The organism is Streptomyces sp. ATCC 21386 (assembly GCF_018728545.1).
Classification (GTDB): Bacteria; Actinomycetota; Actinomycetes; order Streptomycetales; family Streptomycetaceae; genus Streptomyces.
The window spans coordinates 9,670,002-9,686,015 of the sequence record NZ_JAAVVL010000001.1; the positions used below are offsets into that span (position 1 = coordinate 9,670,002).

Consider the following 16,014-nt stretch of genomic DNA (forward strand, 5'->3'; position numbering starts at 1 on the left):
GTGAGCCGGTTGAGGCCCTTGCTGTTGCTGTTGTTCGCCACCGTCGGAGCGCTGCTCGCCGGTGCCGTGCCCGTCTCCGCGCACGCCGCGTTGACCGGCAGCGACCCGCAACAGGGCTCGGTGGTCCAGGAGGCACCGGACCAGGTGTCGCTCACCTTCTCCGAGAAGGTCGCGGTGTCCGACGGTTCGGTGCGCGTGTACGACCCCAAGGGCAAGGAGGCCGACACCGGCGAGGTCACCGATCTGGGTGGGAACAGCTATGCCGTCGGGCTGCACTCGGGCCTGCCCGACGGCACCTTCACCGTCACCTACCAGGTCGTGTCGGCGGACAGCCACCCCGTCTCCGGTGCCTTCACCTTCTCGGTGGGGGCGCCGTCCAAGACGACGGTCGCGGTACCCGAGCAGGGGGCGGGCGGCGGGCTCGTCGGCGGCCTCTACGGCTTCGCGCGCTATCTGTCGTACGCCGGTTTCATCCTGCTGGTCGGCGGCGCGACCTTCGTGCTGGCCTGCTGGCAGCGTGGTGCCGGGGTACGGCCCGTGCAGCGGGTCGTGGTGGCCGGCTGGCTCACGCTGACCACCGCCACCCTCGCGATGCTGCTGCTGCGCGGTGCCTACACCGGCTCCGGCAAGTTCGGCGACGTCTTCGACCTGGACCTCCTCGGCCAGGTCCTCCAGACGAAGGCGGGCGCCGCCCTGGTATCCCGTCTGCTGCTCCTCGCCGCGGCGGCCCTGTTCATCGCGGTGCTGTTCGGCGCGTACGCACGGCGGGACGAGAAGACCGAGGGGGCGGAAGAGACCGAAGGGGTCGAGGAGACCGAAAGGGCCGAGAACGCCGAGGAGACCCGCGGCCACGGGCCCGCAGCCACGGCGGCCGCCGGTACCGCGAGCTCCGCCCACGATCCGGTCTCCCGGGACGACGCCGGCACGGACGACGACGCGGCCCCCGAGCACGACGACCCCTCCCTCCATCGGGACCTCACCTTCGGGCTTGCCGTCGGCGGAGGCGTGGTCGCCACCGGTCTCGCCGCGAGCTGGGCGATGGCCGAGCACGCCTCGACCGGTATCCAGACCGGCATCTCGATGCCCCTGGACGTCGTGCACCTGCTGGCCGTCGCCGCCTGGCTGGGCGGCCTGGCGACGCTCCTCGTGGCACTCTTCCGGGCACCCGTGGGCGCGCAGATCGAGACCGGCGCCGTACGGCGGTTCTCGCGGCTCGCGTTCGGCAGCGTGCTCGTGCTGGCCGTGACCGGGATCTACCAGTCGTGGCGCCAGGTCGGCAGCTGGTCCGCGCTGACCGGCACGTCGTACGGGCAGCTCCTCCTGGTGAAGATCGGCCTGGTGGCCGTGCTGGTCGGGATCGCGTGGATCTCACGCCGGTGGACCTCGCAGCTGGCGGAGGCGCCGGCCGCGCCGGAGGCACCAGCCGGCCAGGAGAAGGAGGCCGCCGAGGAGAAGGAGCCGGTGGTCGCGCGCGCGGTGGTCGGTTCCACACAGGCGACCGGTGAGGGCGCGGAGCGGGCCGCCCAGCTCGCCCGGCAGCGGGCGGCGGTGGCGAGCGCACGCGAGAAGCGGCTGCGGGACGCGGATCCGGGCCGTACCGGTCTGCGTCGGTCCGTGCTGGCGGAGGCGGGCGTCGCCGTCGTCCTGCTCGCCGTCACCACCGTGCTGACGGCCACCGAGCCGGGACGCACGGTGGAGGAGGCCGAGGCGGCCAAGGCGGCCGTGACACAGCAGGACGAGACGTCGGGCGCGCTGGCGCTGGACATGTCGTTCGACACCGGGGGCAAGAACGGCCAGGGCGTCGCCCGGCTGCAGATCGACCCCGCACGGGTGGGCGCCAACGAGATGCACGTCTACGTCCAGGGACCCGACGGCAAGCCCATCGACGTCCCCGAGGTGAAGGTCGCCTTCACCCTGGAGGCCAAGAAGATCGGCCCGCTGCCCGTGGTCCCCGAACGCGTCACCACCGGCCACTGGACGGCGAGTGGCGTACAGGTCCCCATGGCGGGCGACTGGAAGATCGAGATGACCGTGCGGACATCCGACATCGACCAGGTGACCGTCAGCAAGAACGCGCAGATCGGCTGAAACACATCATGGCTGACCAGGACCTCGTCGAAGACGGCCCCGCCGCCCGGAGAAGAGCGCGGGGCGGTGCGGACCGCACCGGCGCCGCGCGGATGCGGGCGACCCCGGACGACTCACCGTCGTCGTCCGTCGGTGCGGAACCGAAGAGGGAGGGGGACCGACCGCACGGGAGCCCCGCGAGCGGACCCCTCTCCCGCCGCCGCCTGCTCGGCACGGCCGGCGCCACCGGCCTCGCGCTGGGTGCGGCGGGCGGCGCCGCGGGCTACGCGGCGGGCTCCGCCTCCTCTACCTCCGCCGAGAAGGTCACCCCGCTGTCCTCGCTCGGCGCGGGCGAGGTGAGGTTTCACGTGAAACATCAGCCCGGGATCACCACCCCGCTCCAGGCGCGTGGCCATCTCGTCGCCTTCGACCTGGCTGCCGGGGCCGGGCGCAAGGAGGCCGCCGCTCTGCTGCGCCGCTGGTCGGACACGGCCCGGCGACTGATGGCGGGCGAGCCCGCGGCCCAGGACGACACCGCGATCGCCCTGGACGCCGGACCCTCGTCGTTGACGGTCACCTTCGGCTTCGGCCACAGCTTCTTCGCCCGTACCGGGCTGGAGAAGCAGCGCCCGGAGTCCCTGGACCCGCTGCCGGACTTCTCCTCGGACCAGCTCGACCGGTCGCGCAGCGACGGCGATCTGTGGGTGCAGATCGGCGCGGACGACGCGCTGGTCGCCTTCCACGCCCTGCGCGCGATCCAGAAGGACGCGGGCGGCGCGGCCCGGGTGCGATGGCAGATGAACGGCTTCAACCGCTCGCCGGGCGCCACGGCCCACCCCATGACCGCCCGCAACCTGATGGGGCAGGTCGACGGCACCCGCAACCCCAAGCCGACCGAGTCCGACTTCGACGAGCGGATCTTCGTGCCCGGGTCCGCATCGCCGAGCACCTCCGGCGACCCCGCCTGGATGGCGAACGGGTCCTACGCCGTCATACGCCGTATCCGCATGCTCCTCGACGACTGGGAGCAGCTCTCGCTCAAGGAACAGGAGGACGTCATCGGGCGCCGCAAGTCCGACGGCGCCCCGCTGAGCGGGGGCTCGAAGGCGACGGAGACGACCGCGATGGATCTGGAGAAGACGGACGCCGAGGGCAGTCTCCTGGTCCCGATCAACGCGCATGCCCGTATCTCCCGCCCCGACCAGAACGGCGGCGCGGCCATGCTCCGCCGCCCGTTCTCCTTCCACGACGGCATCGATGCGAAGGGCGTCCCCGACGCGGGTCTCCTCTTCGTCTGCTGGCAGGCCGACCCGCTCCGCGGCTTCGTCACCGTCCAGCGCAAACTCGACCGCGGCGACGCCCTGTCGAGGTTCATCCGCCACGAGTCGAGCGGCCTCTTCGCGGTGCCGGGAGGCGCGGCGGAGGGGGAGTACGTGGGGCAGGGTTTGCTGGAGGGCTGACGGCCGCGGGGCAGCGGTTGCTCGGCCATGGGGCGCGGGCCGAGGGTCGTACGGCCGGACCGAGGCCCATTAGGGTGAGTCCATGTCAGCCAGCTACGTGTACCTCGGCCCCGAGGGCACCTTCACCGAGGTCGCCCTGCGCACGCTGCCGGAGGCCGCGACCCGCGAGCTCGTCCCGATGGTGTCCGTGCCCGCCGCGCTCGACGCCGTCCGCAACGGCGAGGCCGAGGCCGCGTTCGTCCCGATCGAGAACTCCGTGGAGGGCGGCATCACGACCACGCTCGACGAGCTGGTCGCCGGGACCCCGCTGATGATCTACCGCGAGGTGCTCCTCTCCATCACCTTCGCGCTCCTGGTCCGGCCGGGCACCCAGCTCTCGGACATCAAGACGGTCACCGCCCACCCGGCCGCCCAACCGCAGGTCCGCAAGTGGATGAAGGCCAACCTCCCGCCCGACGTGGTCTGGGAGTCGGCCGCCTCGAACGCCGACGGCGCCCGTCTCGTCCAGGAAGGCCGTTACGACGCCGCCTTCGCCGGCGAGTTCGCGGCCTCGCGCTACGGCCTGGAGGCCCTGCAGACCGAGATCCACGACGCGGAGAACGCCCAGACCCGCTTCGTCCTGGTCGGCCGTCCCGCCCGGCCGGCCGCCCCGACCGGCTCCGACAAGACGTCCGTCGTGATCTGGCAGCGCGACGACCACCCCGGTGGACTGCGCGACCTGCTCGGCGAGTTCGCCGTCCGCGGCGTGAACCTCATGCTTCTGCAGTCCCGCCCGACCGGCGAGGGCATCGGCAACTACTGCTTCGCCATCGATGCCGAGGGTCATATCGCCGACCGGCGGGTGGCGGAGGCGCTGATGGGCCTCAGGCGGGTCTGCCTCCAGGTCCGCTTCCTCGGTTCGTACCCGCGTGCGGACGCGGCCACCGCGAAGGTCCGGCCCACGCTGCCGGGCACCTCCGACACCGAGTTCGTGGCCGCGGCGGACTGGGTGGCACGCTGCCAGGACGGCCGGTTCTGACCCGGCCCGCCGCCGGTGCTACCTGCTTATTTTCTTTGTCCACAGAAGTTATCCACAGGGCGCCTTCTCTACCTGGGGACAAGTCGACAACACGGCACCACTCAGTCGACAAATCCCCTTCGCGGACCGCGCCGTGTCCACACCCTCGTGGGTCACCCTTCGCCCATGTGTTTCCTCACGTCAATCCTTTAGAGCGACTCATTCCCACGTCAATCCACTCGAAAGTGGGCGTGAAGGCGGTTTGGGCCGGGAACCCTCAGGACGGCGCCCGATTCCCCCGGCGATCTTCTCGGAAGTCCACAGATCTTTCGCACAGCCTGTGGATAACTCTGCGGCGCTGTGGATCCCTGTGGACGAACGATCCCCAAGTCCCTTGCGGCACAAGGGAGTCGAGTCAACCAGGCGCCGCGCCCCTGCCCCCGTTCAGGGGGTCTCCGCTCAGTCCATTGACTTTCGCCAGCGCCTGCCATGGCGGGCCTATGTGATCGATATTCCACTCAAAGCGCCCCATAAAGGGCGTACCGCGAATTCAAGTCGTGGGCCGGAACCACGCACCGGTAGCCTTGAGGGGTGATTGACCTTCGCCTGCTCCGTGAGGACCCCGACCGTGTGCGCGCGTCCCAGCGCGCCCGTGGAGAGGACGTCGCGCTCGTCGACTCCCTCCTGTCCGCCGACGAGCGGCGCAGGTCGTCCGGCGTCCGCTTCGACGAGCTCCGTGCCGAGCAGAGGTCGCTCGGCAAGCTGATCCCCAAGGCCTCCGCCGACGAGAAGGCCGAGCTGCTCAAGCGCGCGGAACAGCTCAAGGCCGACGTCAAGGCCGCCGACGTCGAGCGCGACGCGGCCGACAGCGAGACCCGGGAGCTCCTCCTCCAGCTGGGCAACCTCGTCCACCCCGACGTCCCCGTCGGCGGCGAGGAGGACTTCGTCACGCTGGAGACGCACGGCGAGATCCGCGACTTCGCGACCGAGGGCTTCGAGCCCAAGGACCACCTGGAGCTCGGCACGATCCTCGGTGCCATCGACACCGAGCGCGGCGCCAAGGTCTCCGGCTCGCGCTTCTACTTCCTGACGGGCATCGGCGCCCTCCTCGAACTCGCCCTGGTCAACGCGGCGATCGCCCAGGCCACCGCGGCCGGCTTCACCCCGATGCTGACCCCGGCGCTGGTCCGCCCGCAGTCGATGGCCGGCACCGGCTTCCTCGGCCAGGCCGCCCAGGACGTCTACCACCTCGACAAGGACGACCTGTACCTGGTCGGCACCTCCGAGGTCGCGCTCGCCGCGTACCACATGGACGAGATCATCGACGCCGACCGCCTGCCCCTGCGGTACGCGGGCTTCTCCCCCTGCTTCCGCCGCGAGGCCGGCTCGCACGGCAAGGACACCCGGGGCATCTTCCGCGTCCACCAGTTCGACAAGGTCGAGATGTTCTCGTACGTCGCGCCGGAGGACTCGCAGGCGGAGCACCAGCGCCTGCTGGACTGGGAGAAGCAGTGGCTGACGTCGCTCGAACTGCCCTTCCGCGTCATCGACGTCGCCTCCGCCGACCTCGGTTCCTCGGCCTCGCGCAAGTTCGACTGCGAGGCGTGGATCCCGACCCAGGGCAAGTACCGCGAGCTGACCTCGACGTCCGACTGCACGGAGTTCCAGTCGCGCCGGCTGCAGATCCGCGTCCGTGACGGCAAGCAGGTCAAGCCGCTGGCCACCCTCAACGGCACGCTCTGCGCCGTCCCACGCACCATCGTGGCGATCCTCGAGAACCACCAGCAGGCCGACGGCTCGGTCCGCGTCCCCGAGGTCCTGCGTCCGTACCTGGGCGGCCGCGAGGTGCTGGAGCCGGTAGCCAAGTGAGCGAAGCGGCAGCCACCGGGGGTTCCACGGACCCCGGCGAGATCGCGGTGTCCGAGGCGACCGTCGTGTCCGACGCGGCCCCGGCCTGCGGAACGACCCCGGTCTCCGAACCGTCCGTGACGCCCTCGGGCTTCCCCTACAGGCTGATCGCGACCGACCTCGACGGAACGCTTCTCCAGTCCGACGACACGGTCTCCCGGCGCACCCGGGAAGCGCTCGCCGCGGCCACCGCGGCGGGCGCCGCCCACATCGTCGTCACCGGCCGGGCCGTCCCCTGGACGCGTCACATCCTCGACGACCTCGGCTACCGGGGACTGGCCGTCTGCGGCCAGGGCGCACAGGTCTACGACGCCGGGGAGCACCGGCTGCTCACGGCCGTCACCCTGGACCGACAGCTCGCCGCGGTCGCCCTCGCCAAGATCGAGGCGGAGGTCGGCCCCCTGCACCTGGCCGCCAGCCGCGCGGGCCTGGACGGCGAGATCCTGGTCGGCAGCGGGTACTCCCTGCACGGCTCGCTCCCCACGATCCCGCTCACGGACGTCACCGACCTCTGGGCGTCCCCGCTGAACAAGATCTACATACAGCACCCCACCCTGACCTCCGACGAACTCACCGAGGCCGCCCGTCAGGCCGCCGGCGGCTTCGTCACGGTCGCCATGGCCGGTGAGGGCATCGTCGAGCTGCTCCCACTCGGCCTCACCAAGGCCACCGGGCTCTCCATCGCCGCCCGCCGCCTCGGGGTGAAGCGCACGGACACCGTCGCCTTCGGCGACATGCCCAACGACATCCCGATGTTCACCTGGGCCACCCACGGCGTGGCCATGGCCAACGCCCACCCCGACCTCAAGGCCGTCGCCGACGAAGTGACCTCCTCGAACGAGGACGACGGCATCGCCGAGGTCCTGGAACGCCTGCTGCCCTGAACGAACCGAAGTCCCGCGGCGCAGCGGGGGCCCGGGGAAGCGGGGCGACAGCACCGGAGGGACGCGGGACGAGGGACCTGTGGCCGGGCGGCCTCACCGTCGCACACGCGGTGACGCGGCACCCTCCTGACGGTGCCTCGGAGTAAACCTGCGCGCCCGGCGAACGTCCCCGGCGCACCCGGCGCCGAATCACCGGCTCCCCCGACCGCAGCCCCAAGACCCGGCGCAGCCCCCGGGAAGCCTCTCCGCCCCCACCGCCTGGCCAAGGAGCCCGGCGCAGGCCCGTGAGCCTGTCTACCCACCCCCTGGCCGAATGGAGCCGGGCGCAGCCCCAAGGGCCTCTACGCACCCCTGGCCCAACGAACCCGGCGCAGCCCCGTGAGCTTCTCTACCCACACCCCCTGGCCGAATGGAGCCCGGCGCAGCCCCAGGGGCCTCTCTGCACGCCCCTGGCCCACAAAACCGGCACAGCCCCGGGAGCCCCTCTACACACACCCGGCCCAACGAACCCGGCCAAGTCACAGCGACAGCGAAACGGCGGAGGATGCACGGATCGAACGTGCGCGGGCAGAACCCGACCACGGCTTAGCAAGCCGGTGCCTTACCACTCGGCCAATCCTCCGGGTGGGCGGCCCACGCGAAGCGATTCGCGTGCTCGAAGCGGCCGCCCCGGGCAGCTCCCCACTGAGGGGACGGACTCGACGGAGGGGTAACTACTCCGGAGTCCGTCGTGAGCCGCCCTGCGGGGAACTCGACGTACTGCGCCTGAAGGTCAGCATCGCCGGGCTCCTCTCCCAGAACGTGGCGCCGATCCGATCCGGCGACCTGGACACCAACCACTGTGCCCGGCGGCCGAGTTGCCCGCCACCGAATATCGGCCGCACGGCCCCGGCCACTCCGAACGGTCAGCGTCGGCGCCACTTGCGACGTCGTGCCTTGCTGAAGAACCACCCGGCGGGCGGCTCGTCCGAGCGCCAGGGCTGGGGATCCGGGGCCTGCCGCCGCCACCGCGCCGCCAACATCCGGGCCCGTGCCGACGGTTCGGCCGTCTCGGCGGACCGTATGAAGTCCTCGTCCAGGACGAGGTCGTCCCAGGCGTCCTCGCCCGCGCCCCGCGTATCGCCTCCGTCGGACGAATGCTCCGCTGCCATCCCCGTTCCTCCCGCCCTCTGGTCGCCCTTCCTGGCCGGTATGTCCCGTGTATCCGTCCGCCCAGTCTGCCCGGGCGCGCGTGAAGCCTCCGTCAAGGCCGCGAGAGCGGGGCCTCCGGGGCGGCTCGCCCCGGAGGGTCCCGTCACTCCTCGCCGGCGAGCTTCAGTGTCCGCAGCTTCTGTCCCGCGTACCAGGTCGCTCCGGCCGTGACGACCGTCAGCAGGATCACCGCGGTCGGCAGCCCCACGTCGGAGGTCACCAGATTGCCGTCGGTGACCTTCTGGGCGACGGCGAGCGCCCACTGCTGGACGCTGAGGGTGCGCGCCCCGTCCACCAGGGACCCGAAGAGGGTCTCCCAGACGAGGGCGTACACGAGCCCGAAGACGACCGCGTGCCGGGTGACCGTCCCGAGGAGCAGGAACATCGCGGCGTAGGCGATCGAGGCGACCAGCGCCGCCACGGTGTAGGCGACGGCGATCTGCTGCCCGTTACCGTTGAGGATCACGCCCGCGATCAGCGTCGGCACGGCCGAGAAGGCCATGGTCACCGCGATCGCCACGATCAGCTTGGTGAAGATGATCGTCGGCCGCTTCACCGGCTTGGCCAGCAGATACACCACCGAGCCGTCGTCGATCTCCGGTCCGATCGCGCCCGTTCCCGCGATGACGCCGATGATCGGCACCATCGTGGCGAGCGCGAATCCGCCCAGCAGATCCGCCGCCACCTGGTCGTCGGCGCCGCTCAGGGCGCGTACGGCCACGGAGAGGACGATCAGCAGGGCGGGCAGCGCGCTGAGGATGAGGGCCCGACGGCGGCCGAGCAGGGCCCGGTAGGTGAGCCGGGCGACTGTGGGGTCGTACATCTTCGGCCTCCTACGCCGCGACGAGATACGAGAAGACGGACTCGAGGGACTCGTCCGACGGCGAGACCGTGAGCAGACGGATGCCATGGTCCCGGGCCACCCTCGGCAGCAGGGTCGTGAACCGCCCGAAGTCGACTGCCTGGATGCGCAACGCGCCCTCGGTCAGATCGACTTCGATCCCGGCGGTCGACGGGTCGGCGATCAGCGCGGCGGCCAGGGCCCGGTCGTCGCTGGAGCGCACCAGATAGCGGTGGGGGCGGTCGGTCATCAGCCGGCGGATGCGCCGGAAGTCACCGCTCGCCGCGTGCCGTCCGGCGACGATCACCTCGATGTGGGCCGCCAGCTGCTCGACCTCTTCGAGGATGTGGGACGAGAACAGCACGGTGCGGCCCTCGTCGCCCATCCGCCGCAGCAGCTCCATGAGCTGCATGCGCTGACGCGGATCCATGCCGTTGAACGGCTCGTCGAGGAGGAGCAGGGACGGTTCGTGGACCAGCGCCGACGCCATCTTCACGCGCTGACGCATGCCCTTGGAGTACGTCGAGATCTTGCGGTCCTGCGCGTACTCCATCTCCACCGTGGCGAGCGCACGCTGGGCGGCGGTCGCTCCGAGGCCGTGCAACTCGGCGTTGGCGACGACGAATTCACGGCCCGTGAGGAAGTCGTACATCGCCTCGCGCTCGGGCACGATGCCGATGTGCTTGTAGATCTGCTCGTTGCGCCACACCGGCGTCCCGTCGAGGGTGACGGAGCCCGTGGAGGGGGCGAGGAAGCCGCCCATCATGTTGATGAGGGTGGACTTCCCGGCGCCGTTCGGGCCGAGCAGGCCGGTGACTCCGGGGCCGATCGTCATCGTGACGTCGTTGACCGCCACCACGTTGCCGAACCAGCGGGAGACGTGGTCGATGTTGAGCGTGGTCACAGCCCGACCTTTCGGTAGCGGCGCATCAGCAGGCCGTAGGAGCCGGCGATGAGACCCAGGACGACGAGGACGTAGAGGGCTCCCTGCCCGTCGGAGGGCCCGTGCCCGCCGGGGAAGGCGGAGGTGGCGCCCAGGAAGGCGGTCTGTACGCCGTCGATGAGGGTGATGGGCGAGAAGAAGCCGAGCCAGGGCACCGTGTCCGAGCTGTTCTGCTCGGTGGCGATGGCCTGGACGACGGACACCGCGCCGTAGGAGATGGTCAGGACGGCGATGACGGCCGCGATGCCGAAGCCCCGTCGCGGGGTGACCGCCGAGATCACCAGGCCGATACCGGCGAAGAGGAGCGACAGCAACGCCACGGACACCAGTCCCTGCGCCAATCCCTTGGTCTGGTCGGTGAAGTCGAACTCGGCCAGCAACGCGCCCACATAGAGCACGAGCAGCGGCACCGCGGTCAGGATGAAGAGCGCCGAGGTCAGCGCCGCGAACTTGGCGCGGACGTAGTCGGCGGTCTCGATCGGGCGCGAGAAGTACAGCGGGACGGTCTTGAAGCGCAGGTCGCGCGAGACGGCCTGCGGTGCCTGGGAGGCGACGTACAGGCCGATGACGGCCTGCATGATGACCGCGTACTCGGTGTACTTGACGGGCAGGTCCGTGACGGGCAGGCCCTGGGACCGGGTGGCGATCGCCACCGCCACCATGATGGCCGCCGGCACGCACATGACCGCGAACAGCAGCATGGGCAGCACCTTCGACTTGGCCGAGCGGCCCAGTCCGTACGCGCCGCGCAGCGACTGCGAGTACAGCGAGCGCCGGGCGTAGGCGCGGCCGAGGCGGGGGCCGTCGTAGGAGCGGTATCCGATGTTGTGGATACGGCTCTGCTCGCCCGTGCGGGCGGGCTGTCCGCCGCTGAGGGACGGTGCCGGTGCACCGTGCTGCTCAACCGCCATGGCCGACCGCCTCCTTTCCTGCGTCCTGGGCGCTCCGGGTGTCGGTCTGCGCGTCGTGGTCCTGGAAGACCTCGGCGATCTGGTGCCTGCGCTGCTCCATACGGACCAGACCGAGGCCCAGATCGGCGACGGCGTCCCGGACCAGGTCGTAGGTCTCCTCACCCTGCGCGGTGAGCAGCAGGATGTGTCCGGCGCCGGGGAGGCCGCTGCCGTCGGAGACGGTGACGCCGCGCGCGAGGAGTGCCTGTCGCAGCGCGCCCGTGCCGTCCGGGTGCTCGTCGCTGTCAGTGACCTCGATCGCGAGGGTCGCGGTGCTCTGGGTGAAGTCCCGGGTGGAGCTGGACCGCAGCAGCTTGCCGCCGTCGACGACGACCACGTGGTCGCAGGTGCGCTCCAGTTCGCCGAGGAGATGGGAGGTGACGAGGACCGAGATGCCGAAGTCGGTGTGGATGCGGCGGATCAGGCCGAGCATCTCGTCCCGGCCGACCGGGTCCAGGCCGTTGGTCGGCTCGTCCAGGAAGACCAGCTGCGGATCGTGCACCAGGGCCTGGGCGAGCTTCACCCGCTGCTTCATGCCCGTGGAGTAACCGCCGATGGGGCGGTACCGCTCCTCGTACAGGCCGACATGGCGCAGGGTGTCCGCGGTGCGCTCGCGCGCGGCGGTCGGCGGGAGTCCGGACATGCGGGCCATGTGCACGACGAACTCGGTGGCCGAGACGTCGGGTGGCAGGCAGTCGTGCTCCGGCATGTACCCCACGCGCTCGCGGATGGTGCCGCCCTTGGTGGCGACGTCGAGGCCGAGCACTTCGGCACGGCCCTCCGAGGCGGGGGACAGACCCAGCAGGATTTTGATCAGTGTGGACTTGCCGGCGCCATTGGCACCCACGAGTCCGGTCACACCGGGTCCGATGTCCACGGAGAGCCGGTCAAGAGCGGTCACCCTCGGGAACCGCTTGCTCAGGCTTTCGGTCGCGATCACAGTCACGATCTAGACATTAGGGGCGGGGGACGCCGCGGTCGTCAGCCCGCGGGGTTGCTTCTTCCTCACCCTCGAGTCGTACGGGCTCCTAGGGGGCCTCCACCGCCGGTCCCCCTAGGGGTCACCCTGAAGGTCGAGCGACGGGACGACTCCGAGCCGCCGTCCGTGGGCGGCGCGAGCGTCCGTGGACGTCCGTGAGCGTCCGTCATGAGAGGGAACGTCCGGCGCCGCGGTTTCGTGCCCGCGTTCGCTTTGCTCTTCGGACGGTTTTCCACAGCCCGTACGCGCCCGTTGACGCAGCCACCACTCACTGGCACAGTCGTTGACGTCACGGAGCGAACACGGAACGTAGTCGACGGAGGTGGGCGGGGTAGTGGCTGCCTCGGCCGGAGGGGGAGACATGGCGGATGCGGGGACGCTCGAAGGCGCGCGGGAGCGCAGGGTGCGCGCGGGCGGGGTCGAGCTGTGCGTCGCCGAACTCGGCGACCCCGAGCGGCCGACCGTTCTGTTCGTGCACGGCTATCCCGACTCCAAGGAGGTCTGGTCCGAGGTCGCCGTACGGCTCGCGGAGCGCTTCCACGTGGTGCTCTACGACGTGCGCGGCCACGGCGGCTCCACGGCGCCGAAGCCGCTGCGGGGTGGATTCACCCTGGAGAAGCTGACGGACGACTTCCTGGCCGTCGCGGACGCTGTCAGCCCGGACCGCCCCGTGCACCTGGTGGGACACGACTGGGGATCGGTCCAGGGCTGGGAGTTCGCGACGGTGGCGCGCACCGAGGGGCGCGTCGCGTCCTTCACCTCGATGTCCGGCCCCTCCCTCGACCACATGGGGCACTGGATCAAGCGGCGGGTGAGACGCCCGACCCCGTCCCGGATCGGCCAGCTCCTGGGCCAAGGCGCCCGGTCCTGGTACATCTACGTGCTGCACACGCCCGTACTGCCCGAGCTCGCCTGGCGCGGCCCTCTCGGCAAGTGGTGGCCCGGCGTGGTGCGTAGAGCCGAGAAGCTGCCCCCTGGCGACTACCCGAGCGCGTCGTTGCCCACCGACGCCGCGCACGGGGTCTGGCTGTACCGGGACAACATGCGCGCCCGGCTGTCCCGCCCCCGGGACGACGCGTACGCCCATGTGCCCGTGCAGCTCATCACGCCTCAGGGCGACCAGTTCCTCTCCGAACGGCTCTACGACGACCTGGAGTCGTGGGTTCCGCGCCTCACCCGCCGCACTCTGCCGACCAAGCACTGGATCCCGCGCACCCGGCCCGATCAACTGGCCGGCTGGATAGCCGACTTCGTCACGGCGGCCGAGGGCGGGCGCGAGGCCCTGACGGCCGCCGGGAAGCACACGGACCGGTTCGGGGGGCAGTTGGTGCTGGTCACCGGCGCGGCCGACGGTATCGGCCGGGCCACGGCCCTCGCGTTCGCCGAGTCGGGGGCCCGCGTCGTGGCCGTCGACGTGAACGCCGAGGGCGCGGCTCGCACCGCCGAGTCGTCCCGGCTGCGCGGCGCCCCCGAAGCCTGGGCGGAGGCGGTCGACGTCTCGGACGAGCAGGCCATGGCGAAGCTCGCCGAGAAGGTCGCCACCGAGTACGGCGTGGTCGACGTCCTGGTGAACAACGCGGGGATCGGGCTGTCCGGGTCCTTCCTGGACACCACCGTCGAGGACTGGCGCAAGGTCCTCGATGTCAACCTCTGGGGCGTGATCCACGGTTGCCGGCTCTTCGGCAGGCAGATGGCCGAGCGGGGCCAGGGCGGCCACATCGTCAACATCGCGTCGGCCGCGGCCTATCTGCCTTCCCGCTCGCTGCCCGCGTACAGCACCTCCAAGGCGGCGGTCCTGATGCTGAGCGAGTGCCTGCGCGCGGAACTGGCCGGGCGGGACATCGGGGTTTCGGCGATCTGTCCCGGCATCGTCAACACCGCCATCACCTCGACGGCGCGCTTCGCCGGCGTCGACGCCGCAGAGGAGAAGCGTCGGCAGCGGAGGGCCGCGAAGCTCTACGGGCTGCGGAACTACCCGCCGGAGAAGGTCGCGCAAGCCGTCCTGCGCGCCGTCGTGCGCGACCAGGCGGTCGTCCCCGTCACCCCGGAGGCCCGCGGCGGACGCTTCATGTCCCGGTTCACCCCCCGGGCGCTGCGTGCGCTCGCCCGTATGGAGCCGCCGCTGTGAGCCGCCGGGACGAGCGGGACGACGTACCGGCGGGCGCCGCGTACCGCATCGACGACCTGGCGCACCACAGCGGCGTCACGGTCCGGACGATCCGCGCCTACCAGGACCGCGGACTCCTCCCGAGCCCCGAGCGGCGCGGCCGCGCCAACGTGTACTCCGACGCTCACCTGACCAGGTTGCGCCAGATCGCCGACCTCCTCGACCGCGGCTACACGCTCGCCTCCATCAAGGAGCTTCTGGAGGCCTGGGACACGGGCCGCGGTCTCGGCGGGGTCCTGGGCCTGGCCGCGGAGGTCGAGGGACCGTGGACCGACGAGGAGGCCGTACGGATCTCGCGGACCGAGTTGGTCGAACGGTTCGGCGGCGCTCCCGACGAGTCGGCGGTGGCGGACGCCGTCGACCTGGGTGTGCTGGTGCCGGTGCCGGAAGACGAGGATCTGTTCCTCGTGCCGAGCCCCCAAGAGCTTGCTGTGGCGGCCGAGTTGCACGCTGCCGGGGTGCCGCTGTCCGCGATCGCCGGTCATCTACGGGAGTTGAGGGGGCAGGTCGAGCACATCGCCGCCCGTTTACTGGAGTTCACCACCGAGCATGTGTTCGCCCTCTCCCTCGGGCAGCACCGGCCACCGACCGAGGCCGACGCGGTCGAGGCGGCCGCGCTCGTGCGGCGGCTGAGGCCGCTCGCGCAGCAGACGGTGGACGCCGAACTCGCGCGCGCGATGCGACTGTTCGCCACCCGCAGACTGCGCCGTCATCTCGAATCCGACACGAACGCCGAACCCGTGGAAGAGTCGCGTTCCGTGCTCATCACGGCGTCCACGATACGAGCGGTGGAGAAGCTGGTTGGCCCGGACCAGGTGTCCGCCTTCGTCACTGCTGCCGCTGAACGCGAGGTGCAGGCACGAGCTTTGGACGCTCTGACCGCAAATGCGTGTGAAATAAGATAAATTGACCAATAACCCCGAATCTGACGGGTCGTTGTCCACAGAATCTTCAATTCCCCTGTGGATAACTACACTTGGCTGTGGATCAAACATCCGCGGCAAAATCAAGTGCGTGACGCGGGTCTCGCCGGGCACGCTGGCGAGATGAACGAACGACGTACCGTGAGAGTGTCGAAGTACCTCTCGAAGCACCTGCGACACCAGCCGGAGCGGATCGGGCTCACGCTCGACGAGGGCGGTTGGGTCGGGATCGACACGCTCATGGCAGCGGCCGCCGCCCACGGTTTCCCTTTCACCAGGGCCGAGCTCGACCATGTGGTCGAGGTCAACGACAAGCGACGCTTCGCCGTCGACGGCGACCGGATCCGCGCCAACCAGGGCCACACCGTCGAGGTCGACCTCGGCCTGCCCCCGGCCACCCCGCCCGCGTACCTCTACCACGGGACGGTCGCGGCCTACCTGGGCGCGATCCGCGCCGAGGGACTGCGTGCCATGAACCGGCACGACGTGCACCTCTCGCCCGACCGCGAGACCGCCACCCGTGTCGGCGCCCGCCGGGGCCGCCCCATCGTGCTGTCGGTGGACGCGGGCGCCATGCACCGCGACGGCCACGTCTTCCGGGTCAGCGACAACGGCGTGTGGCTGACCGAGACGGTTCCACCCCGTTACCTGCGGTTTCCCGAGTCGCACTGAGCGGAACCACACCACGGGTGCCCTTACGCTCG

13 protein-coding genes and 1 tRNA gene are annotated in these 16,014 nt (G+C 70.8%); 8 read left to right on the plus strand and 6 right to left on the minus strand.

Going from position 1 to position 16,014, the window contains the following annotated elements; genetic code table 11:
- The 5 genes from GWK25_RS41645 to GWK25_RS41665 all read left to right on the plus strand — a co-directional run bounded on the left by GWK25_RS41645 (position 1) and on the right by GWK25_RS41665 (position 7,316).
- The gene (locus GWK25_RS41645) at positions 1–2,088 is read left to right on the plus strand and encodes a copper resistance protein CopC (protein ID WP_215456845.1); all 2,088 of its coding nucleotides are present in this window, start codon (positions 1–3) and stop codon (positions 2,086–2,088) included.
- 8 nt (positions 2,089–2,096) lie between these two features.
- On the plus strand, positions 2,097–3,527 hold the full coding sequence (gene efeB, locus GWK25_RS41650; RefSeq protein ID WP_215456846.1) for an iron uptake transporter deferrochelatase/peroxidase subunit: 1,431 nt from the start codon (positions 2,097–2,099) through the stop codon (positions 3,525–3,527).
- A gap of 82 nt (positions 3,528–3,609) precedes the next feature.
- Complete coding sequence (gene pheA, locus GWK25_RS41655) at positions 3,610–4,545, plus strand: prephenate dehydratase (protein ID WP_215456847.1); 936 nt, start codon at positions 3,610–3,612, stop codon at positions 4,543–4,545.
- Positions 4,546–5,115: 570 nt separating this feature from the next.
- The gene (gene serS, locus GWK25_RS41660; RefSeq protein ID WP_215456849.1) at positions 5,116–6,393 is read left to right on the plus strand and encodes a serine--tRNA ligase; all 1,278 of its coding nucleotides are present in this window, start codon (positions 5,116–5,118) and stop codon (positions 6,391–6,393) included.
- Positions 6,394–6,509: 116 nt separating this feature from the next.
- A complete protein-coding gene (locus GWK25_RS41665) occupies positions 6,510–7,316 on the plus strand; it encodes an HAD family hydrolase (protein ID WP_308011117.1) in 807 nt (268 codons plus the stop codon).
- 538 nt (positions 7,317–7,854) lie between these two features.
- On the opposite strand, the gene GWK25_RS41670 is transcribed toward GWK25_RS41665, so the two are convergent.
- The 6 genes from GWK25_RS41670 to GWK25_RS41695 form a co-directional block, all read right to left on the minus strand.
- Positions 7,855–7,938 (minus strand) — tRNA-Ser (locus tag GWK25_RS41670).
- Positions 7,939–8,221: 283 nt separating this feature from the next.
- Positions 8,222–8,467, minus strand: a complete 246-nt coding sequence (locus GWK25_RS41675) for a hypothetical protein (protein WP_215456854.1) — start codon at positions 8,465–8,467, stop codon at positions 8,222–8,224.
- A gap of 143 nt (positions 8,468–8,610) precedes the next feature.
- On the minus strand, positions 8,611–9,330 hold the full coding sequence (locus tag GWK25_RS41680) for an ABC transporter permease (protein ID WP_215456856.1): 720 nt from the start codon (positions 9,328–9,330) through the stop codon (positions 8,611–8,613).
- Positions 9,331–9,340: 10 nt separating this feature from the next.
- Positions 9,341–10,252: an ABC transporter ATP-binding protein gene (locus tag GWK25_RS41685; protein WP_215456858.1), complete on the minus strand. Its 912-nt coding sequence runs from the start codon at positions 10,250–10,252 to the stop codon at positions 9,341–9,343.
- On the minus strand, positions 10,249–11,202 hold the full coding sequence (locus GWK25_RS41690) for an ABC transporter permease subunit (RefSeq protein WP_215456861.1): 954 nt from the start codon (positions 11,200–11,202) through the stop codon (positions 10,249–10,251). The genes GWK25_RS41685 and GWK25_RS41690 overlap by 4 nt, the downstream gene beginning before the upstream one ends.
- On the minus strand, positions 11,192–12,181 hold the full coding sequence (locus GWK25_RS41695) for an ABC transporter ATP-binding protein (RefSeq protein WP_215457941.1): 990 nt from the start codon (positions 12,179–12,181) through the stop codon (positions 11,192–11,194). Before GWK25_RS41695 ends, GWK25_RS41690 begins: the two co-directional genes overlap by 11 nt.
- Before the next feature lie 400 nt (positions 12,182–12,581).
- On the opposite strand from GWK25_RS41695, the gene GWK25_RS41700 reads away from it, so the two are divergent.
- From GWK25_RS41700 to GWK25_RS41710, 3 genes are all read left to right on the plus strand, one after another.
- Positions 12,582–14,348 carry an SDR family oxidoreductase gene (locus GWK25_RS41700; RefSeq protein WP_215456863.1) on the plus strand — a complete coding sequence of 589 codons (1,767 nt, stop codon included), beginning with the start codon at positions 12,582–12,584 and terminating at the stop codon, positions 14,346–14,348.
- Positions 14,345–15,292, plus strand: a complete 948-nt coding sequence (locus tag GWK25_RS41705) for a MerR family transcriptional regulator (RefSeq protein WP_215456868.1) — start codon at positions 14,345–14,347, stop codon at positions 15,290–15,292. The genes GWK25_RS41700 and GWK25_RS41705 overlap by 4 nt, the downstream gene beginning before the upstream one ends.
- A 141-nt stretch (positions 15,293–15,433) precedes the next feature.
- Entirely contained in the window at positions 15,434–15,982 is a 549-nt protein-coding gene (locus GWK25_RS41710) for an RNA 2'-phosphotransferase (protein ID WP_215456870.1), read from the plus strand.
- Positions 15,983–16,014: the final 32 nt, after the last annotated feature.

Bases quoted from the DNA above. Each gene is read 5' to 3' on its own strand.
- efeB (WP_215456846.1), top strand. From the start codon at position 2,097: ATGGCTGACCAGGACCTCGTCGAAGACGGCCCCGCCGCCCGGAGAAGA.
- pheA (WP_215456847.1), top strand. From the start codon at position 3,610: ATGTCAGCCAGCTACGTGTACCTCGGCCCCGAGGGCACCTTCACCGAG.
- GWK25_RS41675 (WP_215456854.1), bottom strand. From the start codon at position 8,467: ATGGCAGCGGAGCATTCGTCCGACGGAGGCGATACGCGGGGCGCGGGC.
- GWK25_RS41680 (WP_215456856.1), bottom strand. From the start codon at position 9,330: ATGTACGACCCCACAGTCGCCCGGCTCACCTACCGGGCCCTGCTCGGC.
- GWK25_RS41690 (WP_215456861.1), bottom strand. From the start codon at position 11,202: ATGGCGGTTGAGCAGCACGGTGCACCGGCACCGTCCCTCAGCGGCGGA.
- GWK25_RS41700 (WP_215456863.1), top strand. From the start codon at position 12,582: ATGGCGGATGCGGGGACGCTCGAAGGCGCGCGGGAGCGCAGGGTGCGC.
- GWK25_RS41710 (WP_215456870.1), top strand. From the start codon at position 15,434: ATGAACGAACGACGTACCGTGAGAGTGTCGAAGTACCTCTCGAAGCAC.